The organism is Marinimicrobium sp. C6131, from assembly GCF_026153455.1.
Classification (GTDB): Bacteria; Pseudomonadota; Gammaproteobacteria; order Pseudomonadales; family Cellvibrionaceae; genus Marinimicrobium.
Genome location: NZ_CP110629.1, coordinates 2,673,779 through 2,697,470, shown reverse-complemented (window position 1 = coordinate 2,697,470; position 23,692 = coordinate 2,673,779). Strand labels below are relative to the sequence as shown.

The window sequence follows — 23,692 nt, the reverse complement described above, 5'->3', positions numbered from 1 at the left end:
AGCCCCGGCACGACCCAGGGGAACCTCCCGTTATTATTGAAGGACAGAACATGAAGCGTTTGACGGTCATCGCCATTATGATCGCCCTGGTCGTGGCATTTTTCGGGTTTGGTCTGAATGATTATTTGACCCTGGAGCAACTCAAAAACAGCCAGGCCACCTTTGATCAGTGGTTGAGGGAATTCCCGGTTCTGGTGCCAGCCGTCTATTTTGTGGTTTATGTGCTTGTTACGGCCTTGTCATTGCCCGGCGCGGCTATCATGACTCTGGCCGGCGGTGCGCTGTTCGGCTTGGGGCAGGGCCTGTTGCTGGTCTCGTTCGCGTCCAGCATCGGGGCAACGCTGGCGTTTCTGGTGGCCCGGTTTGTGTTGCGTGAATCGGTGCAGAACCGGTTCGGTGAGCGTTTGAAGGCCATCAATCGCGGTATTGAAAGAGACGGTGCCTTCTATCTGTTCACTCTGCGTCTGGTCCCGCTGTTTCCCTTTTTCGTCATCAACCTGGTGATGGGGGTGACGCGGCTGAAAACCTGGACCTTTTACTGGGTCAGTCAACTGGGCATGCTTGGCGGTACCGCCGTCTATGTCAATGCCGGCACCCAGTTGGCAGAGATCGACAGTGTGGGCGGCATTTTCTCGCCGGAACTCATTCTGTCGTTTGCGCTGCTCGGGCTATTCCCCTGGATCGCCAAGGTGATCGTGCGTGTGGTTCAGCGGCGCCGGGCCTACAAAGGTTGGATCAAACCGAAGCGGTTTGATCGCAATCTCGTGGTGATTGGCGGTGGTGCGGGAGGCCTGGTGTCTGCCTACATCGGGGCGACGGTCAAAGCCAAAGTCACCTTGGTGGAAGCCCACAAGATGGGCGGCGACTGTCTGAATTATGGCTGTGTTCCCAGCAAAGCGTTGATCAAAAGTGCCAAGGTTGCTCATCAGATGCGTCATGCGGATCACTATGGCCTGAACGTTCAGCAGCCGACTTTCAGTTTCCGTACCGTGATGGAGCGCATTCACAAAGTCATCAGGGAGGTCGAGCCCCACGACAGTGTCGAACGCTACACCGGGCTGGGTGTTGATGTGGTGCAGGGGTACGCCACTATTGTGGATCCCTGGACCGTCGACATCGCCCTGAATGACGGCGGCACCCGGCGCCTGACCACCCGCAGTATTGTCATCGCTGCCGGTGCTGAGCCTCTGGTGCCGGACCTGCCCGGATTGGACGAGGTCGGCTATGTCACCAGCGATACCCTCTGGGAGTCCTTCGCGCAACTGGATGAACCGCCCAAGCGCCTGATCGTGCTCGGTGGTGGTCCCATCGGTTCAGAGCTGTCTCACGCCTTCGCCCGCCTGGGGTCCAGAGTCAGTCTGGTCGAACGAGGTGAGCGTACTCTCGCCAAAGAAGACATTGAAGTGTCGGAGATTGCCCGTGAGGCAATGACGGCCGATGGGGTTGAGGTGTTGACCCGACACGAAGCCTTGCGCTGTGAGCGCGACGGTGATGAAAAAGTGCTGGTGGTCAAACACGAAGGAGAAGAAAAACGGCTCCCCTTTGACCAACTGCTGGTCGCCGTGGGGCGCAAGGCCCGCCTGACCGGCTACGGTCTGGAAGATCTGGGCATCCGCACTGAACGGACTGTCCTGACCAACGAATACCTGGAAACGTTGTACCCGAACATCTATGCCGCCGGCGATGTGGCTGGGCCCTATCAGTTCACCCACACCGCCGCACACATGGCCTGGTACGCTGCCGTGAATGCACTGTTCGGGCAGTTCAAACGCTTCAAGGTCGACTACTCCGTCATCCCCTGGACCACCTTTCTGGATCCGGAGATTGCCCGGGTGGGTATCAGCGAACGGGAGGCGAAGGTCAAGGGCATAGACTATGAAGTCACCCGCTTTGAGTTGGCCGAACTGGATCGCGCCATTGCCGACAGTACCACCACCGGATTCATCAAAGTCATAACCCCCAAAGGCAAGGATAAAATTCTGGGAGCGGTGATCGTCGGTACCGAAGCGAGCAACCTGATGGCCGAATTTATTCTTGCCATGCGCCACGGTCTGGGCCTGAACAAAATCCTCGGCACCATCCACGTTTACCCGACGCTGGCCGAGGCCAACAAGTATGCGGCCGGCGAGTGGAAAAAAGCCCACAAGCCGGAAGCGGTGCTCCGGTGGTTGGAGAAATACCATACCTGGAGACGGGGAGGTGGAGAATGATGGCGTCGTGTGTATTTACGGCAGGTGCGCCTTCGGCTCCGAAGCCTGCATCCGCCGCAACCCACGGTAATTCACCGCTAATGGTCGCGATTGTATTCTCGGTACTTGCGACTTTCGCTAATATCTCTCGGGCGGAGACGTTCGATCACCAACACAAAACCTACGCTCAGGTACTCGAAAACCACGTCCAATGGAATGAAAACGGCACCACCTCGACCGTGGATTACGAGACGCTAAAAACCGACCCGAATAACCTCAATCAATACCTGGAGCAACTCTCCGGAGTCGAAAAGTCCCAGTTCAATGATTGGCACCGCGACCAGCAACTCGCGTTTCTGATCAATGCGTATAACGCCTTTACCCTGAAGCTCATTGTCGACCACTACCCGGTCGACTCCATTCGGGATATCGGCTCCTTCTGGCAGTCCCCCTGGAAGAAACGCTTTTTCAACCTGTTGGGCGAAGATATGCACCTCGATCAGGTAGAGCATGACATCATTCGGGAACCGGGAGTTTACAATGAACCGCGCATCCACTTCGCCGTCAACTGCGCTTCCATCGGCTGCCCCGCACTACGCACCGAGCCTTTCACCGCCGAGAAGCTCGAGCAACAACTCGAAGATAATACCGAGCGCTTTCTGCGGGATAAAACCCGCAACCGGTACCGCGACGGCCAACTCGAAGTGTCCTCCATTTTCAAATGGTACCGGGAAGACTTTGAGCGCGGCTGGCAGTGCATCGGCGGCCTTGATGAGTTCTTTTTACGCTATGCTGATAGCCTTGATTTAAGTGAAACCGAGAGAGAACAGCTCCGCCAAGGGGCGATGGATTATCGCTTTCTCGATTATGACTGGAAGCTTAATGACTGAGCGAATCCGCATCCGCCGTAAAACAACGATGAATGTATCAAATGGAGCAACGTCTTTGATGAAAAACCGATTGTCCAAACGAGTGCGGTCTTCAATTCCGCGAACATTGTGCGCCAGCGCCGTCCTCATGGCCGCGCTACCCGTTCACGCTCAAACCGGCAGTATCCAGGATGTGCTGGTGGTCGGCGAAGCCCTCAGCGGTATGGGCAATGTGCGCAGTGACGAAGTCGACGGGCCTTTTGGTCTGGGCCAGACCATCGCCGATATCGGTCGCTCGATCACTCCAGTGACGGAAGATCTGCTGAACGAAGCGGCCATCGACAATCTGCAGGAGCTGCAGCGGGTAGCACCCAATACCTTCCAGGCCAAAGGTTTCGGCGCGCCCAGTCTGCCGACCCTGCGCGGTCAATTGGGTGAGGTTTTCTCGGCCGGTATGCGCCGCCAGGTGGGCAATAATGGTCTGGGTATTCCATTGTCATTCAATTCTGTGGGCCAGATCGATATCGTGCGCGGCACGCCCTCGGTGATTCTCGGCACCACTCAGCGCACCGGCGGGTTTGTGAATATCACGCCCAAGCGCCCGGATTTGAATGAACCGGAAGGCCGCGTCAGCCTGACCGGCGGCGAGTGGGACCAGTACGGCGCGCAGTTGGACTATTCCTGGGTGATCGATCCGGAGCGCCAGGGCGTGCGCCTCAGTCTGGAACACAAAGACGAGGGCAGCTTCTATGACTATGCCGGTCTGGACAGTACCAATCTCTTTGCGGCTTATCGTCTATTACCGGCGGAGCACATGGAGTGGAATGTCTCGCTGGAGTATTACGACGTCGAGTGGACCGACAATGCAGGCATCAACCGCCCGACCCAGAACTTGATTGATCACGGCCTGTATGTGCAGGGACAGGGTGTCCAGCCAAACGGCTCCACCGTGCCCGGTGCCTTTGCGGTCGTCAGCCCAACCGGCGAGGTGAAAATACCTCGCAGCCGGGTACACACCCATCCGGACGATATCAACGGGGCGGAAACGCTGTTGCTGCACTCGGTGTTCAATGTTGAACTGGCTGATTCGATTCGCCTGGTCAACCGCTCCTACTATGAACATCTGGAGCGCGAGGAAATTGCCCAGAACAGTTTTGTGGAGATTGTCGATGGGGCCGACACGTTGGAAAACCGCACCGAGCTGCACATCCACAACACCACGCTCGGGGCAAACCTGCGTTACAACGATGTGCTCGGCTACAGCCAGTTCACCACCGAGGCGGATCTGCCCACGGATTTGACCGGGCCACTCAGTAATCGGGAAATTCCGTTGACCGATGCGCAGAAGGCGCGTCTGGTGGAACTGCGTCCGGGCCTGTTCGTTTCCCCGGGGGCGCAATACGACATCGACGGCGACGGCGTGGGGGATTTCAATCTGTCGGACACGACGGATTCTTCCAGTGTGCAGGGCGGATTGTTCGTCCAACACAAACAACCACTGACCGAGCGTCTGCAGTTGACCCTGGGCGCGCGGGGCGACTGGTACGATGTCACCGCGCGGGATCCCATCGCGCCCGAGGGCGTCGAGGCGGCGCGGGACAACCACAGCGATTTCCTCAAGGCCGGTGAAGCCACCCTGCATTACCGTCCGAATGAATCGGTCACGCTCTATGCGACCAGTAGCTACAGCGAGTCCACTTCCAACAGCATGGCCGGGGGCAATGTGCTCGGAGCGAACAATCAGATCGATCCGCTCAACTTCGCCACCGAAAATACCCTTCACGAGATTGGCCTGAAATACGCGCCCGCCGGCTCACCCTGGTATGCGGATGCGGCGTTGTTCGATCAGACCCGCAGCCTGCGCAACCGCGATGGCAGTAACAGCGGCGTGGCCACCCGGGGGTTGGAAACCCAGCTGTTTTACCGTGGAGAAGCCGCCTGGGTGAGCGTGGGCGCCAACTGGCTGGATGCCGAGTTCGATAACTCCGCCGCCTTCCAGGCAGCCGAGCAAGTGGCGGATGCCTTCGATGACTCCCGCCCGGATATTATTCAGGGCACCGGAGTGGGCGCGCCCAACTTCGCCGCCTTCCCCGCCTCCAGCCAGCGTCTGCACGGCCTGCCGGACTGGAGCCTGTCCGCGGCGGGGGGGTATGTCTTTGCCGAGGGTTGGTCGGTGGGTGGCTCCGCTGTGCTGACCAGCGATTATCCGCTGGACTACTTGCAGACGGTCACCATTCCCGAGCAGTTCACCCTGAATGCCAATCTGGCCTATGAGTTCAATCAGGGCGCCAGTCGCATCCGCCTGGATGTATTCAATCTCACCGACGAGGAAAACTGGACACCGGTGTTTGAAGGCGGGTATTTTGGTTCCTCTTTGGTCTTTCCGGAATTGCCACGGCATGTTCAACTGCAGTTTACCCAGCGCTTTTAAGCGCGCCCTGGCCGCGCTGCTTCTGATGGGCAGTGCGGTTGTGGTCCAGGCTGAAAGCGCCGCCGAGGATTGGTCCGACGTGGTTCAGGAAGCGCGCGGCCGCACCGTGTTCTTTTATGCCTGGGGTGGTTCAGGCTCCGTCAACCAGTATTTGCGCTGGGCCGGTCGGCATCTGAACCGGCAGTACGGGATCAGTTTGCGCCACGTCAAGGTCAGTGACATTGCCGAGGCGGTGCATCGTTTGCGCAGTGACCAGGCTGCCGGTCGGGAGCAAGGCGGTGCCATTGATCTGCTGTGGATCAATGGCGAAAATTTTCACGCACTTAAAGAGAGTAAGCTGCTGGAACCGGATCTGCTGAACGCGATTCCCAATCATGTTCATCTGCTCACGGACGAGGTACCGCTGTTGACGGATTTTGGGGTACCGGTGGAAGGCTTCGAAGTACCCTGGGGCATGGGCCAGTTCAATATCATCGCCCGCGAAGGCAGCTTTGCCTCGCCAGCCATCACCCCGGAGCAGCTTCTGGCGTATGCCGAACAGAACCCCGGCCGGCTCAGTTATCCGAAGCCGCCGGATTTTATCGGCACCACCTTTCTGAAGTCCCTGCTACAGGCTCTGGCGGATAACGACGAGCGGCTCTACCGCGAACCCAGTCGCAGTGCCGAGCGGGACCTATTGCCTGTACTGTGGGATTATCTCGACCAATTGCATCCGCTACTCTGGGAAAAAGGCCGGGCCTTTCCGCAGGACTCCGCTCAACAATTGCAGTGGTTGGCCGACGGGCAGCTGCACGCGGCGTTCAGTTTCAATCCCCAGGAAATGGACAGTAAGGTCCGTAATGGCCGCTTGCCGGAGACGGTAAGGCGGCACTATTTTGCCCAGGGCGCCATCACCAACAGCCACTATCTGGCGGTACCGCGCAACGCCTCCCACAAGGCGGCGGCCAAAGTGGTGATCAACTTTCTGATTTCTCGCAGTGCTCAGGCGCGCAAGGCGGACTCGCGCTATTGGGGCGATCCAGCGGTGGTCAGGCTGGATGAGGCGGAGGCGCTGTTGCCCACCGCTCAGGAACTGCACGCCGGCTGGCAGGAACGGCTGGAGGACCATTGGCTCGCGCGCTACCAGTAAGCACGACCCTGCACGCCACCGCCGGACTCTGTCTGGCGTTCTTGCTGCTCGTCCCCGTAATGATCGCCTTATGGCCCTACGTCGGACAGATGGTCGGGTTGAATCCTGAAGTGGTCAGCCAGTTTGTTCGCTCGCCGGGGCTGGCGTCGGCCATCGGTTATTCACTGCTACTGGCGACGGTCGCTCCGCTTCTGGCCTGCTATGTGGCCGTGGCCTTCAGTTTTCACGGGGCGCGCCGGCTGCTCGGTTGGTTGGCCCCGTTGCTCTCCATTCCTCACCTGGCTTTTGCCGTGGGGGTCCTGTTTTTGTTCAGCCCGACCGGCTGGCTGGTGCGTGGACTGCACAGCCTGTTCGGCGTTTTCGACACGCCGCCCGCCTCGGGGTTACTGGCGGATCGCTCCCTGTTCACTCTGCTGTGGGTACTGCTACTGAAAGAAATTCCCTTTCTGCTTTTGATGATTCAGAGCGCCCTGACCCAGATTCCGGCGGAGCGCTATCTCCAGGCCGGACAAACCCTGGGGCATTCCCGGCTGGCGAGCTGGTGGCAGTTGGTGGTGCCCGAGCTGCTCACCCGTCTGCGCCTGCCCATGGCGGCGGTGGTGGTCTACACCCTGTCGGTGGTGGATGTGCCGCTGCTGATCGGTCCCAACCTGCCAGGGGTGTGGGCACAGCAGGTATTTCAGTGGCAGCAGGACTTTGCCTCCGAGTCGGCCTACTCGGCGTTGTTGGGCAGCCTGGTGTTGCTGATGTTGGCACTCGCTCTGTTATGGCTTAACCGACAGCACGAACGTCTCTATGCGGGCCTGTTGCGTTGGCACCGGCGGACCGATGCCAAAATGCCGGTAGGGCTCAGCACCCTGGGTCGCCTACTGCAATCTGTAGCGCGCCTCTGGTTGCCGCTGATGGCGGTGTTTGCTTTGGGGGTCACCGTGGCGCTCATCGTCTGGTCTCTGGCGGCAAACTGGTTTTACCCGGATCTTCTGCCTGGCGCTTTCAGCTTGAATACCTGGCGCAGTGAATGGCCGTTTCTGGCGCCGCTGCTTTGGCAGACGGTTGGACTGGCGCTGATCAGCGCCAGTGTCGGTCTGGTGGCTGCGCTGGTGTGTCTGGAGTATCAGGCCCGGCGCGAGTGGTACTGGCCCCAGTGGCTATTGCTGCTCGGCCTGTTGTTGCCCCAGTTGCCGCTGGTGATGGGGTGGCAATTCGGCTTGAGTGCTCTGCGGCTGAATCCGCACTGGGGGTGGGTGCTCTGGGCCCACTGCGTGTTCACCTTCCCCTATGCGTATCTGATGCTCTCCGGTGATTACCGTCGATTCAATCGTCGCTGGTTGTTGGCGGGGCAAAGCCTTGGGTACTCGGCTCCGGCCTGCTGGTTTCGGATACTGCTGCCCATCCTGAAACAGCCGATACTCTACGCTTGGGTGATCGCCTTTTCGGTCAGCGTCGCCCAGTACCTGCCCACACAGCTATTGGGCGCGGGCCGGGTGGTGACCATCACCACCGAAGCGGTCAATATTGGCAGTGGTGGCGACCGCCGATTACTGGGCCTCTATGCGCTCTGGCAAATGCTGTTGCCCCTGGCGCTGTTGCTGCTGGCTGCCCTGATCAATCGACGGACGCGCCAGCGTTGTGCGTCGCTTTAATATTTCCGGAGTTGTGCAATGCTCGATACCCGATTAATTCCCCTTACCCGTCCACCATTACGCTGGCTGGCCAAACGACTGGATCGCCTGGGCATTAGCGCCGATCAGGTGACCGTCGGCGGCTTCGCCATCGGCCTGCTGTGCATTCCATTGCTTGCGCTTGAATGGTACGCCGCTGCGTTGGTGGTGATTGTGCTCAACCGTCTGAGTGACGGCCTCGATGGCGCCCTGGCTCGGATTCAGGGGTTGAGTGACTCTGGTGGCTTTCTGGATATCGTGCTGGATTTTATTTTTTACAACGCGGTTCCCTTCGGCTTTCTGCTTGCCAACCCGGAACAGAATGCGTTCTGGTCCGCGTTGCTGATGCTCTCCTTCGTCGGCACCGGCACCACCTTTCTCGCCTTTGCCATCATGGCCAATAAATACCAACTCGACAGCCCGGAGTACCCGCAGAAATCGCTCTACTACATGGGCGGCCTGGCCGAAGGTACCGAGACCATCGTGGCGCTGGTGCTGTTCTGTCTGTTCCCACAACACTTCCCCTGGCTGGCGGGTATCTTCGCTGTGATGTGCTGGATCACCACCGCCGCACGGATACGGGCGGGCTTTACAACCTTGAAAGCGCTATCGCCGAGAGTTCGAACCGTTGATTAAGTGGGGCTGAGCTTTTGCCGGAATACTGTTAAAGTGCATCCGACCATTATGGTCGATGGTCCACAATAATCTAATTTCCGGCAAAGGTTTTCGATATGACATTCCTTCCAAAGATAGTCGGCGCTGTGTGTGTCGCGCTCTTCGTGTCTGCATGCTCGAGCGTACCCACCGAGCACGACATTCAACATCATCGCGATATCGTCTGGGCCAGCCCCGAAGGGTTTGATCTGACCCTGGATATTGCGGTACCGCAAACCGACACTCAGGCCCGCCCCGTTCTGGTGATCATTCACGGCGGTGGTTGGCTGGTGAACGACCAGTCCATTATGACGGACCTGGCAGACACCATCGCCCGACGTGCCGACCTGGTGACGGTGAACATCAACTACCGTCTGTTGGGGGATCTGGATAACACCACCACCATGGATGAAATCGTGGAGGATGCCATGGGCGCGGTGCTCTGGGTGAAAGACAACATCCAGCGCTACGGTGGCGATCCGGATCGAATTGCCGTGACGGGCGATAGCGCGGGCGGGCATCTGTCGGCGATGGTGACGCTGGCGGGGCGCACGCTGAGCAATGACGGCTTTGATTCCAAACCGCTGGGTTTCGCCCCGACCTACTTGCCTGAGGGGATGACCGCCGAGGCCGTGGCCCGGGAGGATGGATTGCGGGTGCAGGCGGCCATTCTGAGCTATGCGGCGTTCAGCCTGTACGAATCGGCCAAAGGCGGTTTCGAACAGGACAGCAATCCGTTCTGGGCCTGGGGCGGCGCCGAGGCGCGCGGCATGTTTGGTGACGATATCAATGTCGAAGATAATCCCGAGTACTATCAGGCGGTATCACCGGATCAGTACCTGGTCAGTGCCGAGGCGTACCCCTTACCACCCCAGTTTGTTCACGTCGGGTCGGAAGACCAACTGACGACGCCGGCCAGTGCGCGCGCTTATGTGGATGCGCTGAAGGCCTTGGGCCAGCCTGCAACTCTGACGATTTACGAAGACAGGGGCCACGGATTTCTGGACAGTGGTTGCAATGAATACACCCAGGGCTGCTTCACCGAACTCTCGGAGCCGACCGTCAGCGATATGATTGCTTTCCTGAACAGCGTTTTTGAGCGGGATGATTAACGCCCGTACTTGGACGGGAATATCTGCACGTCTGCGCTACTGAGCAACTGCTGGGCGGTGTTGCCATCCTCGGGGAGGAGTACGCCGCCGACAGCGTGCGCTGACGGGTAGTCAGGGTTGACCGGGCTGGCGGTGGTAATGGCGGAGACTATGGCTCTATAATCCTGAATCTTTGCGGGGGTTCTATGAAAAAGCTGTTTTCTCCGATTCTCAATCACTTCGAAAAGGGCGAAGCGCGCTATGCTTACAAGCCCTTGCACCGCACCATCCTGAATGTGGTGGCGGTTCTGTTTCTGGTCATAGCGTCGGGCTCCCTGTTCGCAGCCATCAAGTTTTCCGTGCTGGGGGGCCTTATCCCCGCCGTGGTCTTTCTGGCGGGCAGTATTGTCTGTGCGGTGGTGGGCCTTCTCGGAAGCGACAAGGCCGTGGCCAATATGTGGAAAACCCGTTAGTCATCAATAAACAATGCCCACGGTATCCAGGTAATAATCCGTGTAGGTGGTGTATTGCCCGCGCTGCCAGGCAATGACGCTCTGGGATTCCTGCGGAATGATCATGGGCCGGATGTTGTGGCGCGCTGGGTCATCGGTCACCTGTTCCCACTGAATGTCAGCGGTTTGCTGTCCCTTGCCAATATGCGCGCGAAAGATCTGATGCTTGCCGCCCAGCGCTTCCCCGGTCCTCGGGTGGACATCGGTCGAGATCACCGCGTGACTCGGATCTGAAGGGTCCAGCGTGATCAGGCCGGTGTAGCTGGCCTCGCGCTCGTATAGCCGGCTGCCGGCGTGAGCGACTTCGCGATCGATCCACTGGTCTCCGTCCCAGGACGCCAGGCGATAGCGCTGGTCGTTATTGCTCAGGTACAGGGAGTAGCCGATATGGGGATGGCCCTGCTCGTCCAGTACGATCGAGCTGGTCCAGGCGCTGTTGTGGGCGCTGAGTTCGTGACCCCGGAAGCCACCACCTCCGCCCTGGAAAATCCGCTCGGCCTCTGATGGCTTCAGCGGTCCATCCTCCTTCAGATTCTTGATGAAGCTACCGTCGGCCTGGTAGAAATTGCCGTTCCGGAACTCGGCGTAGTAAATACTGGTGCCGTGTACCCGTGGGTGGGCGTCGGTAAAGGAAACGGCGATGGTGTCCTGCCCGTTGCTGGCGTAGCGGGGGTAGGGCCGGTTGCGCCCTTCCACCTCACTTTTGATGAAGTGAACGGGCTCGCCCCAGGTGGCGCCGTCATCATTGGAGGTGACGAAGGTGGGGTTCCATTCAATGCCCCGGTAGAAATTGTACAGAGTGTCTTCGGCGGCCAGAGCGTACAGGTTCATATAGGTAACCGGCTCGCCGCTCTCCAGTGTGTGTTCTTCGCCCCAGCTCAGGTAGTCGTCGCTATCGGAGAAGCGGTAGTAGTGTTTGTTCTCGGTGCTGTGACGGGCGTACACAGCCAGCAGACTGTCGTCCGGGCGGACAAAAAACGCCGGGGAATTGTGATCGTCGTGGTCAAAGTGTTTGTGCAGACTGGTCCGGCCCAGAATGGTGTTGTCTTCCAAGTCGTATACGCCCACCGCCGCATCGCCAATGCCGTTGCCGGCCACACCGCCGATGATCAACTGCCCGTCGTGGATGATGGCGCGCGGGTCCTGAAACCAGCACCAGCCGCTGTTGTGCATAAAGGTCTGAATGGTGGGTTTGGCGGCTTGATTTTTGGCCGTTTCCTGTGACTCAAGCAGCTTGTAGACTTCGGAGCCCGCGGCCAGAAAGGCACCGACGCCATAGACTTCGGTGTAATCCGGGAAAGACTCTCCCGGTTCGGCGCCGACCGGTTGCACATGCCCCAACAGGCCTTCATCGGTCACTGCATCGGCCAGTGCCTGCCAGGCGTTCAGTACCACCGGTTGATAGGTGTCCCGATCGAGAATTCCTTCATTGATGCCCCAGGCCAGACCAAAGGTGAAAAAGGCGGTGCCACTGGTTTCCTTGATCGGGTAGTGCTCTGGGTCGCCGAGCAGACCCATGGACCAGGTGCCATCGTCACGCTGGATGGAGCGGATCTTGCGGGCCATTTTTTGGTAGAGATCAAGATAGAAATCGCGCTCCTCCCAGTCTCGAGGCAGATCGGGAATCATCAGGGCCAGACCGGCGAACACCCAGCCATTGCCTCTGGACCAGTAAATATTCTCGCCGTTTTTTTCGCGTTGATCGAAGAAGCTGGAATCCCGGAAGAACAGTTGATCCTCTTCGCTCCACAGCAGGTCATGGGTAGCGAGGTATTCCTGGTGCATGAAGTCCAGGTACTTTTCCTCGCCGGTGACTTTCGCCAGCCGGGCCCACACCGGGGGCGCCATAAACAGGGCATCGCACCAGCCCCAGCGGTCGTGAGCGTGGGTGTTTTCGGCATTCCAGTCCAGGGTGCCGGTTTTCGGGTTCTCTAGTATCCAGTTAAACCGCTCTCTGGTCGGTTCCAGCATCTCGGGATCATTGAAGTCCTCGTACAGCGACAGATAAAACTGGCCCACTACATGGTCATCGGCATGGTAGGGGCGCCGGTGCAGTGCCCAGTCGTTGCGCTCGCCGATCATTTTCAACCACTCGGTGTACTTGGGATCGTCGGCGATTTTGCGCCACTGGTTCATGCCCGCGTAGAGCGCACCGTTGTGCCACTCAAGGTCGTGATATTGCTCCCGGTTGGCCCAGTCCGGTGGGTCCTGGGGCAGGGCGCGGTATTTACCCTGCTCCTCGAAATGCTCGATCTGCCAGTCGGCCACTTTTCGGGTCAGGTTTTTGACCGACTCGGATGTGAGCTCCGGAGACTGGGGTTCCGTTGTATGCTGACAGCCAGCGGCCAGCAGTAATGTGCATAGCGATAGGGCGCGTGCAAGGAGTCTCATGCAGTTGTTCTCCATTCTCTCGTTTTATTGTTTATGCCGTTTTTACGCAGCAAGAATGCTAGCACTGATTGTAGGACAATACGATATACGTGGTGGCGGTAGGGCCCCCGGCGCTCCGCTTCCCAACACGCCCTCGAACCGATTCCGGTCATTAGGGTAAACTCGTGCAACGACTGACGCTTGGAGAGGCCTCTATGACATTCGGCCAATCGCACAACCGGCTACTGCTCAACTGCGACATGGGAGAAAGCTTCGGCCCCTGGACCATGGGGCGGGATGAGGACGTCATGCCGCTGGTGGACCTGGCCAATATCGCCTGTGGCTTTCACGCCTCGGACCCGGTCACCATGACTCGCACGGTGCTGCTGGCCAAGCAGGCCGGGGTCAGCATTGGCGCGCACCCGAGTTACCCGGATTTGCAGGGCTTCGGGCGGCGCAGCATGCAGTGCAGTCCCTTGGAGATTGTTTCACTGATGCACTATCAGATTGGCGCTCTTGCCGGTATTGCGAAAGTGCATGGAATGAAGCTCTCTCATGTGAAACCCCACGGCGCTCTCTACAACGATATGATGCGCCATGAGTCGGTATTGCGCGCTGTGTTGGAATCGGTGGCAACCTACGATGCCTCCTTGCCGTTGATGGTATTGGCCACCGCCGATAACGAAGCGGTGGGGAAAGTGGCCGATGAGTTCGGTGTGCGTCTGTGGTTTGAGGCGTTTGCGGACCGGGCCTATGACGAACATGGGTTTCTGGTGCCGCGGTCCGTTCCCGGGGCTGTCCACGATGATCCTGACATCATTGTGGCGCAGGCTCTCAGGCTGGCCACCAGTGGCCAGGTGGAGACACTGGAGGGCAAAACGCTGACCCTCGATGCCTCCACACTGTGTGTGCACGGCGATAACGACGAATCGGTGCAGTCCGTGCGTCGTATTCGAGAGGCGCTGGATGGCTGGTACCGGGAGGCCTGAGGGGTGTCGGACTTCACACTGGAACCTGCCGGACCAGACTGCCTCCTGCTGCGTTTTGGTGATCGCATTGATCCCGCTTTGGTGCCCCGGATTCGCGCGGCCACGGATCGTCTGGCCAGCCGGTTGACCGGCCGTGTGCGAGACCTGGTACCTTCATACACCACGTTGATGGTCTGTTTTGATCCGCGATACGAATCATTTGATAGCCTTTGTCCCGCCATTGAATCGGTACTGAGCGAACGGCTCATGGCTCCTTCCGACGCCGGATGTCTGGTTGAGATTCCGGTGTACTACCATCCCTCGGTGGGACCGGATCTGGAGCGGGTGGCCGCTCACCATCAAATTACGATCGATGAGGTTGTTCGCCTTCATACTGCACGGGAATACACGGTGTATACCATCGGTTTTGCGCCGGGCTTTGCCTATCTGGGGGAGGTGGCGGACGAGTTGGCCACGCCGCGTCTGGACAGCCCCCGGCCGGCCGTGCCGGTTGGCTCAGTGGCGCTGGCAGACCGGCAGACGGCGGTGTACCCGGTGAACACCCCGGGCGGCTGGAATCTGCTTGGGCGCACGGCGCTCAGAATGTTCGACCCTGACCGGGACAACTTGTGCCCGGTCGCACCGGGCGATCGGGTGCGGTTTTTGTCCATCAGCCGGGACGAGTTTCTGGCGCAGGGAGGCCGGCTGGATGACTGATCGTCCCATTTCAGGATTGACCGTGATCAAGCCCGGAATGCTGACGCTGCTGCAGGATCTGGGGCGATTCGGCTACCAACACCTGGGCCTGACCCCCGGAGGGGCCGCGGATGAACGAGCGTTTCTCTGGGCCAATAAACTCCTGGACAATTCACCCAATAGCCCCGCTCTGGAAATCACGCTGGGTGGGCTGATATTGGAGGTACAGAAGTCCACCCGCATCGCCCTGACCGGCGCTGACCTGCAGGCAAGCTGTAATGGTGTGGCATTGGCCAACTGGCAGACCCATAGCGTCGAGGTGGGCGATCGGTTGCAATTCGGGTTTCCCCGCAGCGGTGTTCGTGCGTACCTCGCGGTGGCGGGCGGATTCGTGATTTCGCCCACGTTCGGATCGGTCGCGACGGTTGTGCGCGAGCAGATGGGTGGAATCGACGGCCGGGGGCGCCCGCTGCAGGAGGGCGACTGCCTGCCCTGTGCCGCTGGCGAACGGAGAATGTTACGCCGCGTGCCACCGCGCTTTATTCCCGATTACACCAAACCGCTGACCGTGCGGGTGCTGGAAGATCAGCAGCGGACCCTGTTTGACGACGCTGAGATGAACCGGTTTTATGCCAGTGAGTACCGGGTATCCACCCACAGTGATCGTATGGGTGTCCGCCTGGCCGGGCCGACGCTGCATCCGACCGTGGGTGGCATTGTCTCCGAAGGTATCCCCTTCGGTGCCATCCAGGTGCCTCCCAGCGGTCAGCCCATCATTCTGCTCAAAGACCGTCAGACCATCGGTGGCTACCCCAAGCTGGGGACGGCTCACCCCTTGGATGCCTTTGCGTTGGCCCAGCGCCAGCCCGGTCAACCGGTCCGGTTTACCCCAGCTTCATGGGAGGGGAGCCAGGACTACGTCCGGTTTTTGCGATTTATGCACGAGTCGTGATTGTGACGTTTCAGGTGATGTCGGGCCAAGCGCTGGGCATCACGAAAAAGCGGTCGCGTTCCACCCAATAACCGGACTCCCGGTCCAGCGCCAAGGCGGAGAACAGGCGAGGCGTTTCTCTCTCGCGAATCTGCGCGAATGAGGCCTGTGTAAGCCGGGCTTCCGGCGGCATAGGTTGCATCCAGGGGCCCAGCCAGTGGGGCTTTTTCAATGGCACCCAGTGACGGGTATCTACCGGCTCAATGTCGTCCAGATACAACCAGTACCCACGCAAATGGTCTGGCGGTGCCTGAACCGGGGCGGGGTAATCTTCCTGCCAGGGATAGAACAGATAGCCGGGCATGATCACCCGAGTGATGCGCGGGGTGTCGATTCCCAGTAAACGTAATGCCTCCACGGTTTCCGGTCGGTGGGTCAGCCGACTCTGATGCTCCCGTAGGTGGCGGGTTTTCAAGTCCAGTCTGTCCCGGGCGTTGGGGCCGTACCAGAGCGGCTCAATCCCATCGGGGGCCGGATGGCCCAGGTAGAATTTTACCGCGATTTCGTGGTGTTCAAGTGCGCCGGTAGCGGGGTTTCGGAAGATAAAATCCAACTCTCCCAGTGTTCGTCCCTGCCCCCGAATCGGCAGGTTGTTGATCACTTTTTCCCAGCCCAACAGCTCGGTCATCAGACAGTCGTAGAGACGCTCGAAATACAGGCCGAGGCGCGGCGGAGCGGTTTCGGTGAGGAAGGCGGGGCCCGCTTCCGGATGGGCGGCCCAGCGGTCCAGCGTCGTGCGGATGCGGGTCTGTTCAGTGGGTGACAGGTGCCAGCGCCAGGCGTCCTGCCAGAGCGGTGGCGCGCCCAGCAGCCAGGCGAGGTGGCGCAGGGTGCTCAATGAATAGCGCGTTGCGGGAAGGGGGCTGTCCATGGACACAGTGTATCCCAGTTGCTCGGGTTTTACCCTTGACCCCGGTTTTACTTTTGAGACGCAGCCTGAACTGTGGTCAAATGGGGGCCACGCCCCTGAAGACCCGAGGTATGCGCCATGCCAAGAGCTGCCAAGTACGATCGTAAAACCGCGCTGGACAAGGCGGTATCGCTGTTCTGGGCCCGAGGGTATCACGGCACCTCGCTCAAACAACTGGAGCTGGCGCTGGATATGCGCCCCGGGAGTCTCTATGCCGCCTTTGGCAGCAAGCAGTCGTTGTTTCTGGAGGCACTGGATGTATACGCTTCGGATCTGCTCAAACAGTTGGACGAGCAACTCCAGGCGTCCCAGTCCCCCATGAATGCCCTGCAGGCGTTTTTACGCCATATGGTCATGGGTGATTCCCCCGCGTCCGAGCCTCCGGCGCGAGCTTGCATGATTGTGAAAACGCTGCTGGAGGTGACCGAGGAAGATGAGCCTCTCGGGAGCCGGGTCAATGAATTGTTGGCCGACATCGAGGAAATTTTTGAGGATCTGCTCAAGCGCGCCCAACGTGAGGGCGAGTTGCGCGCCGATGTCGATTGCGAGCGGCTGGCGCGTCTGATTCAGGTGCAGATAATGGGCTTGCGCACCTTTGCCCAACGGCATGTGGCCGACCAGACTTTAGAGCCCCTGCTGGAAGATGTGAACGCTCTGCTTGATGGCTACCGCGTTCGGCACTGACCTCCCGGGTCAGTGCCGTCCCCGGGGCTCATCCTTTACCGCCGGCCTTTACAGTTTCCCCTCCGCCGCCATTTCCACAAACTCATTGTTAAAGCGCATTTTCACATTGTCTTTGTTGCCCCAGATGTCGCCGTTGGGCAGTTCGATTCCGATGTAATCGGCGGACGGAGCGCCGTCGCCCAACAGACCGTGGCGAAAAGAAAATTCGGTAACGAAAGACATGGTTTCAGCCAGTTGCTCGCTGGTGGCGAACGCCAGTTTCTGTTGCGGGGTGTAGAACAGTTCGGTGGCGTCCAGTTGCAACTGATAGCCAGCCAGATCGGTGCCTGAAGCTTCGGCCATCATCTGCTTGGCCGCGCGACCTTCCGGGGTATCGGAACTCATGATTGCCATGGCTTCAAACCAGGCACCGGTGACCGCTTTGCCCAGCTCGGGGTTGGCTTCCAGGGTTTCCGTGCGGACCGCCATTATGTCGAGAATTTCACCGGGAATCTGGGTCGAGTCAAATACCTTGTTGGCTTTCGGATGTTTCATCACTTCGGCCAACTGCGGGTTCCACAGGGTACTGGCCTGCACCGCCGGATCGTTAAAAGCGCTGGCGATATCGGCATCGGAGGTGTTGATGACGTTGATGTCGCGCTCGGTCAGACCCACCGAGTCCAACGCCCGGGCCAACGTGTAGTGAGAGACCGACAGCTCCAATAGATAGACATCCATGCCCTTGATGTCTTTCAGACTGTCGCGGTCCTTGAGCACCACGGCGTCGTTGCCATTGGAGTAGTCACCGGTGATCAGCGCGGTGGTGTCGACGCCGGAGGCGGCCGGAATGGTGAGCAGGTCCATGTTGGTCATGGTGGCGCCATCGAAGCGCCCGGCCGTGTACATGTTGATCGGCTCGATGTAGTCGTTGATCTGTACCAGCTCGACTTCAATACCGTACTTCTCGGCCCATTTATCCATCAGGCCGGTTTCGTTGATGTAGTACCAGGGCATCCAGCCCACATAAATGGACCAGGCGAGCGTGAACTTTTTCGGCTCTTCCTGAGCGTGGGCAAAAATGGCGGACAGCGACAGCAGTGCAGTCAGAGTCAGGGTTTTCAGGATGCGAAGGGTCATGGTGTTTCTCCGGTGGGTTTCTAATCAAGAAGACGGGTGTAACGGGTCAGGGTGGCGGCTTCGCGGCCGAACCAGGCACGGGCGTCTGCCGGCCAGGGCGTGTGTAAATCGAACGGGAAATGCGCCTCGAGAGTGTCCACTCGAAAGCGACGCTCATGGGTGGCACCATCGAGGGTGAATTGCTGGCGCACCTCCCGGTCCTTAATGGACCAGTCAACGTCGGTGGTGGGCCAAAGCCATTGGTCGACCCGTTCCGGTCGGGTACTGTGTTCAATGGTGTAGCCCTCGGTCAGTGAGCCCTGAGCGACGGAGGTTTCAAATTGAAGCAGGCGTTTGAGTGACAGCGGGTCGGCGGAACCAATCTGCTCGCGCAATGCCGATTCTCCCGACAACGAATCCGGCCGACCGAGCACCAGCGCCGCGTGATCGCCTGCGACAATCAGCCCGCCGCCGCGATGAATGCACTCGCCGGTGTCCAGGTTGCGCTGGTCAATGAGACGCAGGCCGATCAGCGGACCGGCCTGCGTCGGTTGCGCACGCCAGTCCTCCACATAGGCGCCACTCGGTGCGAACTCGATCATGCAGTTGCCAATACGTTTGAGTTCGGCCGGTTCCGGCCAGCGGTTGTGAGTCTGCAACGCGGTCTCGTCGAACCAGCTCATGCGCTCACCGTCCCACTGTGATTGCGCCTCCCAACCTTCATAGTTGGCAAGAGTCTGCAGTTCCGTGGGACTGTATTCACTCAGGGCTTTCGCGGGCACTTGCTGCCCTGCGACAGGCAGACGCAAGTCGATGGTGGTATTGCGGCTCTGGAACCAGTACACAATGGTCTGGTTGTCGGACTCGCCATTGGCGAAGCTGATGCACCGACGGCGAAAGCAGCCCAGCATCCAGTCCGGTACTCCCGAAGCGGCAGGCCGCACGTGACGTTCGAGCAGTTCCTGCAGCGTCATGCGGTTTCCCCCAATTTCTTGCCGAAGGAAGACAGGCCCTTGGCGCCGGCGGGCAATTCCAGTTCACCCTGCGCCAGTCGCTGCTTCAGGTATTCGAACGTCTGAATGGTTTGCGCATAGAGGTGTTCCCCGGCGATCAGGGGGGCATAGCGTGGCGGATTGTTTTCGCTGACCAGGTCGGGAAGTGGCTCGATGACCGTGTCGTAATCCAGGTTGCAGAACATGGGGAAGGAGTAGCGCTCCTCGGCGACTTTGCGTACCCGGTGTGAGGTAGCGACGAAAGCGCCGTTGCTGAGTGCTTCCATCATGTCGCCTATATTGATCACAAAGGCATTGTCCAGTAGCGGAACATCAATCCACTCGCCCGCGCCATTGAGCACTTCGAGTCCCGGAGCGGTCGGCTTCAGAATGGTGAAACACTCGTAGTCGGTGTGGGCGCCAATGCCCGGGGTGTCCGGCGGCAGGTCCGGGTTGTACGGGTAGTGAATCAGGCGCAATTGGCTGGGCGGGCGACGGATGTGTTGGGTGAAGGTGTCTTCGGCGAGGCCGAGCGCCAGCGCAAAGCCCCGAAACAATTGGTGCCCGAGGGCGAGCACCGATTGGTAGTAGGGCAAGATGTCTTCTTTGAAGCCGGGCATGTCCGGCCACTGGTTGGGGCCCAGCATCGGGCGGCGATGGGCCGGCTCGAGCATATCGTAGCCAATGTCGTAGGCTTCTTTTTTGTCGACGCTCTTGGCACCGTAGAAGCGCTCCTCACCCTCCGGGACGTAGCCGCTGTGGTTGACGGAGTGGCCGATGTAATGACGCATTTTTTCGGCGTAGGGCAAGGCGAAGTACGCTTTGGTCCGGGCGATCAGTCGCTCGGTGTAGTCGGCGGGGATACCGTGACCGACCACGTACAGAAAGCCGGCATCGCGGGCCGCCTGACCCAGTTGCTCGGCGGCGGCCTGGCGCTGGCCCGGGTCGCTTGAGCCCAGGCCCGAGACATTGACCACCGGCAGCGTCTGAAAGGCGGTGTGCGGATTATTTGATACTTTGCCCGATGTCATCTGGATTACCTCTCGGTTTGTACTCAAGGTATCTGGTCGTCCAGATGGTAATCCGGCCCTCCTCGGCCGTCCGGGTCGTCCCGGGCGTAATGGCATCACTCAATGATGAAGGCGGACGTCCCGGTCCGTGCCTGATCGCTGGAGATCAAACGGTCCTGCCGGGTTCGTTGCAGAATCCGTACCAGTCGCCGGCTTTGGAGTCGAAGTGGCTGATCTGAAAGGGATTTTCATGCAGCGCCCGGGAACGGGTTTCCGGTCCGCAGGCAAGGCGGCTCCAACGGGTGCACCGGCGTGGAGCAACGGGGTGACCGTGACGGTATCTTTTGGGTCAAAGCGAAGCCGGTCGTACTGGTATATGCTCAGGGGAACCGCGGGTGGATGAATGGTGGAGGGAGAATGAGTGAGGCTCCAGAGGTAGTGGTGTGTTATGACGAACGGGTGCTGGCCCATGAGCCGGATACCAACGCGGCATTTTTGCCCAGCCGGCTGGATAAGCGGGTGCGACAGATTCTGTCCGGTCTGAATGTCCAGTGGCGCTATCCGGAGCATCCTGGGCGGGTACGCTCGATTCTCGAGTTGTTGGCTCAGGAGCCGATTCCGGGCGTTCGCCTCGCCGGTGGGCGGACCGCCACCTATGAAGAGTTGTTGCGGGTGCACACCAGCGCTTATTTACAGGACATTTATGCCTTGCGTGGCAAGAACGCCTGGCTGGATATGGATACCACGGCGGTTTCGCCGGGCAGTGTCGAAGCGGCCGAAGTGGCGGCCGGGACCGCCATTGCGGCGGTGGAGGCGGTGTTCCATGGCGCGGCACACCGGGCGTTTGCGCTGGTCCGTCCGCCGGGCCATCACGCCCAGCCTGTGCGTGCCCGGGGCTTCTGTCTGTTCAACAACGTTGCAGTGGCCGCCGCTCACGCTCAATCGGCATTGGGCTGCGAACGGGTGTTGATTCTGGATTGGGATGCCCATCATGGCAACGGTACCCAGGACATTTTTTATGCCGATCCTGATGTGCTGTTCTTCGACATTCACCGGGCCGCGCCATTTTATCCCGGTTCGGGAGCGCTGGAGGAGGTTGGCGCCGGGATGGGCGAAGGCACCACCGTCAACGTGCCGATTCCGGCGGGAACGGGGGATCAGGTGTACCTGAAAATTCTGCGTGAACTGCTGGCCCCGGCAGTTGCCGGCTTCAAGCCGGACCTCATTCTGGTGTCAGCGGGGTTTGATGCCCATGGGTTCGATCTGGCTCTGAACGTGTCGTACGAGGGCTTTGCGGCCATGACCGGCGTCCTGCAGGAGTTGGCGGGCGAACACTGTCACGGACGTCTGGTGATGGTGCTTGAGGGTGGCTACAACCTGGAGTCGCTCTCGCGCGGTGTCCATTCGGTGCTCAAAGTGATGGCCGGCGGCGAGGTGCCAGAGCCCACCGCGTGCGGCTTGGCCGAGGCGGAAGCGGCCATCGCGTATCACGCGCCAGCCTTTCTGCTGCCGCAGGGTGATGACAGTCAGTGATGCTCCAGCCGGGGCCGGGGGGTACGGTCGGTGGCGGAGCAGTAGTGAATGCAGTCCCGGCCACGATCCTTGCCCGCGTACAGCGCCCGGTCGGCCATTGCGTAAAGCTCATCCGGGCTCAGGCTGTACAGGGCGCTGACCAGCCCGACGCCGAGCGACGCGGTCAGTTGTCTCGGCACGCCCTCTGTGGGGAGCGGCGTTCCGGGGAGGGGGATGGTTTTCAGGGCCTGCTTGAATTCCTCCAGGCGTTCGGTGACCGTGTGCAGGTTCCGGGTGTAAAACAAAATGGCGAACTCCTCACCGCCCAGCCGGAACACGGCGTCGCCCGACCGCTTCCAGTGGTGTTGCAACAGATCGCCGACGGCTTTCAGAAGCTGGTCCCCCGCCGGGTGTCCGTAGTGGTCGTTCAGCGCCTTGAAGTAATCCAGGTCCAGCAGGGTCAGGCACAATGTTTGGGTGGGTTCGCGCTGCAATCGGCGCAGTTCGCTTTCCAGCCTGGGATAAAAGGTGCGCCGATTGAGCAGGCCGGTCAGGGCGTCGGTGATGGACTCCTGTTCCAGTTTGTCCGCCAGGCTTTGCAGCTCCCGGGTTTTGTTTTCCACGCGCAGTTGTAGTTCGGCATTCAGTTGTTCTTTCTGGTCGATCAGTTGTCGCTGGCTGAGCAGGTCCTTTTGTTTGAGTTCATTAATCCGGTACGCCAGGGCCAGGGACAACACGAGCACTTCGATCAGTGAGCCGATGTTGAGGGCATTTTCCAGCAACCAGCTAGAGGGCAGCAGGCCAAATACCCGGGCGTAATAGGCGAGCGCCGCAGCGATCAACAGACTCCAGGCCAGCAGAAAGATGCGCGCGGAGACCGAACCGCGCAGAGAGGCGCGAGTGCCGGCGTACAACACGATCAGAAGAATCACGATGGCGATCGGAATCAGGATCGCAAACGTGGTTGCATACACGTCCATGATGGCCAGTACCGTGGGAGCCAGCAGTGCGGCGCTCAGTCCCCAGAGCAGACGGCTGGTGCGGGGCAGGATGACCTTGAGATTCAGAAAACCCTGGGTGAAGGCAATCAGAGAGAAAAATAGCCCGCAGGACAGCACGGCAACGGCCACATTATTCAGTGTGGGGTAGTTGGCCAGCAGGCTGATGCCCAGATAACCGCGGAAGGCGAGATTCCAGCTGAGGAAAAAGAACAGGTAAATACTGTAGAGAACAAAGTTCCGCTCGCGACTGACCAGACCGACAATCAGGTTGTAGAGCAGCAGGATGGTGATGGCCCCGTAATAAAAGCCGAATCCGAGTGATTCCACATCATGACGCTTGAAAAAGGCGGCGTCGGTGCTGAGGGTCAGCGGCAGGGCATCGTACAGACCGTCGTGGCTGTCCAGGCGGACCAGCAGGGTGCCGCTCTGGCCGGGGCTCAGCGGCAATGACAGGGCAAAGCCCCGATAGCGGAAAGGTCGGTCGCTGAGTGGGCGGCGATCTCCGGTGTGCCACTCGCGGGTTACGTTACCATCCACCGCCCACCAGGCGTCGATGTAATCCTGCAGGGGTTGGGCGATGTCAAGAATCAGGCGTCGGGGGTTGTCATTGGGGTTGGCGATACGCAGCTTGAGCCAGTAAGTGCTGTCGCTGAAACTGAAGTTGGGGGCTGGCGTTGTCAGTGGTTGCCATTCTCCGGTGTTTTCAGCCAGCAGGTCTGAGAGTGGGGGCTCGCTGCCTTTGGGTACCTCGAGCACGAGGATCCTGCCGGTCAAGGAATAGGTGTCCTGCCCTGGCGCGATGGACAGGGTGCCGTGCCGGTCGCCGCCCGTAGCGGACGTGGCGAGCAGCGAACATAGCAGCAATGGCAGGCTCAGCAGCCATCGGCGTCTGATCATCAGATCCCTCCTTTCCGTGAGGTCCGGGTT

At 59.7% G+C, this 23,692-nt stretch carries 19 protein-coding genes; 13 read left to right on the top strand and 6 right to left on the bottom strand.

All coding sequences use genetic code 11. From position 1 onward, the window contains the following. The first annotated feature begins 50 nt into the window (after positions 1-50). The 8 genes from OOT55_RS11680 (at position 51) to OOT55_RS11645 (ending at position 10,497) form a co-directional block, all read left to right on the top strand. Entirely contained in the window at positions 51-2,210 is a 2,160-nt protein-coding gene (locus OOT55_RS11680; RefSeq protein ID WP_265366047.1) for an FAD-dependent oxidoreductase, read from the top strand. Between the two features lie 80 nt (positions 2,211-2,290). Then, the gene (locus OOT55_RS11675) at positions 2,291-3,079 is read left to right on the top strand and encodes a DUF547 domain-containing protein (RefSeq protein ID WP_265366046.1); all 789 of its coding nucleotides are present in this window, start codon (positions 2,291-2,293) and stop codon (positions 3,077-3,079) included. Positions 3,080-3,206: 127 nt separating this feature from the next. Continuing rightward, complete coding sequence (locus OOT55_RS11670) at positions 3,207-5,489, top strand: TonB-dependent receptor (protein ID WP_265366045.1); 2,283 nt, start codon at positions 3,207-3,209, stop codon at positions 5,487-5,489. Then, entirely contained in the window at positions 5,458-6,618 is a 1,161-nt protein-coding gene (locus tag OOT55_RS11665; protein WP_265366044.1) for an ABC transporter substrate-binding protein, read from the top strand. The genes OOT55_RS11670 and OOT55_RS11665 overlap by 32 nt, the downstream gene beginning before the upstream one ends. Next, positions 6,597-8,261: an ABC transporter permease gene (locus tag OOT55_RS11660; protein ID WP_265366043.1), complete on the top strand. Its 1,665-nt coding sequence runs from the start codon at positions 6,597-6,599 to the stop codon at positions 8,259-8,261. The genes OOT55_RS11665 and OOT55_RS11660 overlap by 22 nt, the downstream gene beginning before the upstream one ends. An 18-nt stretch (positions 8,262-8,279) precedes the next feature. Further along, on the top strand, positions 8,280-8,915 hold the full coding sequence (locus OOT55_RS11655; RefSeq protein ID WP_265366042.1) for a CDP-alcohol phosphatidyltransferase family protein: 636 nt from the start codon (positions 8,280-8,282) through the stop codon (positions 8,913-8,915). Between the two features lie 95 nt (positions 8,916-9,010). Continuing rightward, complete coding sequence (locus OOT55_RS11650; RefSeq protein ID WP_265366041.1) at positions 9,011-10,045, top strand: alpha/beta hydrolase; 1,035 nt, start codon at positions 9,011-9,013, stop codon at positions 10,043-10,045. A 185-nt stretch (positions 10,046-10,230) separates the two neighbouring features. Further along, positions 10,231-10,497 (top strand): hypothetical protein, encoded by a 267-nt coding sequence (locus tag OOT55_RS11645; protein ID WP_265366040.1) that lies wholly within the window; start codon positions 10,231-10,233, stop codon positions 10,495-10,497. A 3-nt stretch (positions 10,498-10,500) separates the two neighbouring features. On the opposite strand, the gene OOT55_RS11640 is transcribed toward OOT55_RS11645, so the two are convergent. After that, positions 10,501-12,927: a glycoside hydrolase family 88 protein gene (locus tag OOT55_RS11640; protein WP_265366039.1), complete on the bottom strand. Its 2,427-nt coding sequence runs from the start codon at positions 12,925-12,927 to the stop codon at positions 10,501-10,503. A 194-nt stretch (positions 12,928-13,121) separates the two neighbouring features. Between OOT55_RS11640 and OOT55_RS11635 the strand changes: the two genes are divergently transcribed. The 3 genes from OOT55_RS11635 to OOT55_RS11625 are packed head-to-tail and all read left to right on the top strand — an operon-like array spanning position 13,122 to position 15,522. Next, the gene (locus OOT55_RS11635; protein WP_265366038.1) at positions 13,122-13,895 is read left to right on the top strand and encodes a 5-oxoprolinase subunit PxpA; all 774 of its coding nucleotides are present in this window, start codon (positions 13,122-13,124) and stop codon (positions 13,893-13,895) included. Positions 13,896-13,898: 3 nt separating this feature from the next. Next, a complete protein-coding gene (pxpB, locus tag OOT55_RS11630; protein ID WP_265366037.1) occupies positions 13,899-14,591 on the top strand; it encodes a 5-oxoprolinase subunit PxpB in 693 nt (230 codons plus the stop codon). Then, the gene (locus tag OOT55_RS11625; protein ID WP_265366036.1) at positions 14,584-15,522 is read left to right on the top strand and encodes a biotin-dependent carboxyltransferase family protein; all 939 of its coding nucleotides are present in this window, start codon (positions 14,584-14,586) and stop codon (positions 15,520-15,522) included. Before pxpB ends, OOT55_RS11625 begins: the two co-directional genes overlap by 8 nt. Before the next feature lie 10 nt (positions 15,523-15,532). Here the strand turns inward: OOT55_RS11625 and OOT55_RS11620 are convergent, their stop codons facing one another. Next, positions 15,533-16,432 (bottom strand): DUF1853 family protein, encoded by a 900-nt coding sequence (locus OOT55_RS11620; protein WP_265366035.1) that lies wholly within the window; start codon positions 16,430-16,432, stop codon positions 15,533-15,535. A 117-nt stretch (positions 16,433-16,549) separates the two neighbouring features. On the opposite strand from OOT55_RS11620, the gene OOT55_RS11615 reads away from it, so the two are divergent. Next, complete coding sequence (locus OOT55_RS11615) at positions 16,550-17,155, top strand: TetR/AcrR family transcriptional regulator (protein ID WP_265366034.1); 606 nt, start codon at positions 16,550-16,552, stop codon at positions 17,153-17,155. Positions 17,156-17,203: 48 nt separating this feature from the next. On the opposite strand, the gene OOT55_RS11610 is transcribed toward OOT55_RS11615, so the two are convergent. From OOT55_RS11610 to OOT55_RS11600, 3 genes are read right to left on the bottom strand one after another with little or no spacing between them, the layout of a single operon-like run. Continuing rightward, the gene (locus OOT55_RS11610) at positions 17,204-18,271 is read right to left on the bottom strand and encodes a putative urea ABC transporter substrate-binding protein (RefSeq protein ID WP_265366033.1); all 1,068 of its coding nucleotides are present in this window, start codon (positions 18,269-18,271) and stop codon (positions 17,204-17,206) included. A gap of 20 nt (positions 18,272-18,291) precedes the next feature. After that, positions 18,292-19,224, bottom strand: a complete 933-nt coding sequence (locus OOT55_RS11605; protein ID WP_265366032.1) for a hypothetical protein — start codon at positions 19,222-19,224, stop codon at positions 18,292-18,294. Further along, positions 19,221-20,273: an isopenicillin N synthase family dioxygenase gene (locus tag OOT55_RS11600; protein WP_265366031.1), complete on the bottom strand. Its 1,053-nt coding sequence runs from the start codon at positions 20,271-20,273 to the stop codon at positions 19,221-19,223. The genes OOT55_RS11605 and OOT55_RS11600 overlap by 4 nt, the downstream gene beginning before the upstream one ends. A 396-nt stretch (positions 20,274-20,669) precedes the next feature. Here OOT55_RS11600 and OOT55_RS11595 point away from each other — a divergent pair, with 396 nt between their 5' ends. After that, positions 20,670-21,785 (top strand): histone deacetylase, encoded by a 1,116-nt coding sequence (locus tag OOT55_RS11595; protein ID WP_265366030.1) that lies wholly within the window; start codon positions 20,670-20,672, stop codon positions 21,783-21,785. Here the strand turns inward: OOT55_RS11595 and OOT55_RS11590 are convergent. After that, complete coding sequence (locus tag OOT55_RS11590; protein WP_265366029.1) at positions 21,779-23,662, bottom strand: diguanylate cyclase domain-containing protein; 1,884 nt, start codon at positions 23,660-23,662, stop codon at positions 21,779-21,781. The two genes, OOT55_RS11595 and OOT55_RS11590, sit on opposite strands and share 7 nt — an antisense overlap. Positions 23,663-23,692 lie beyond the last annotated feature (30 nt).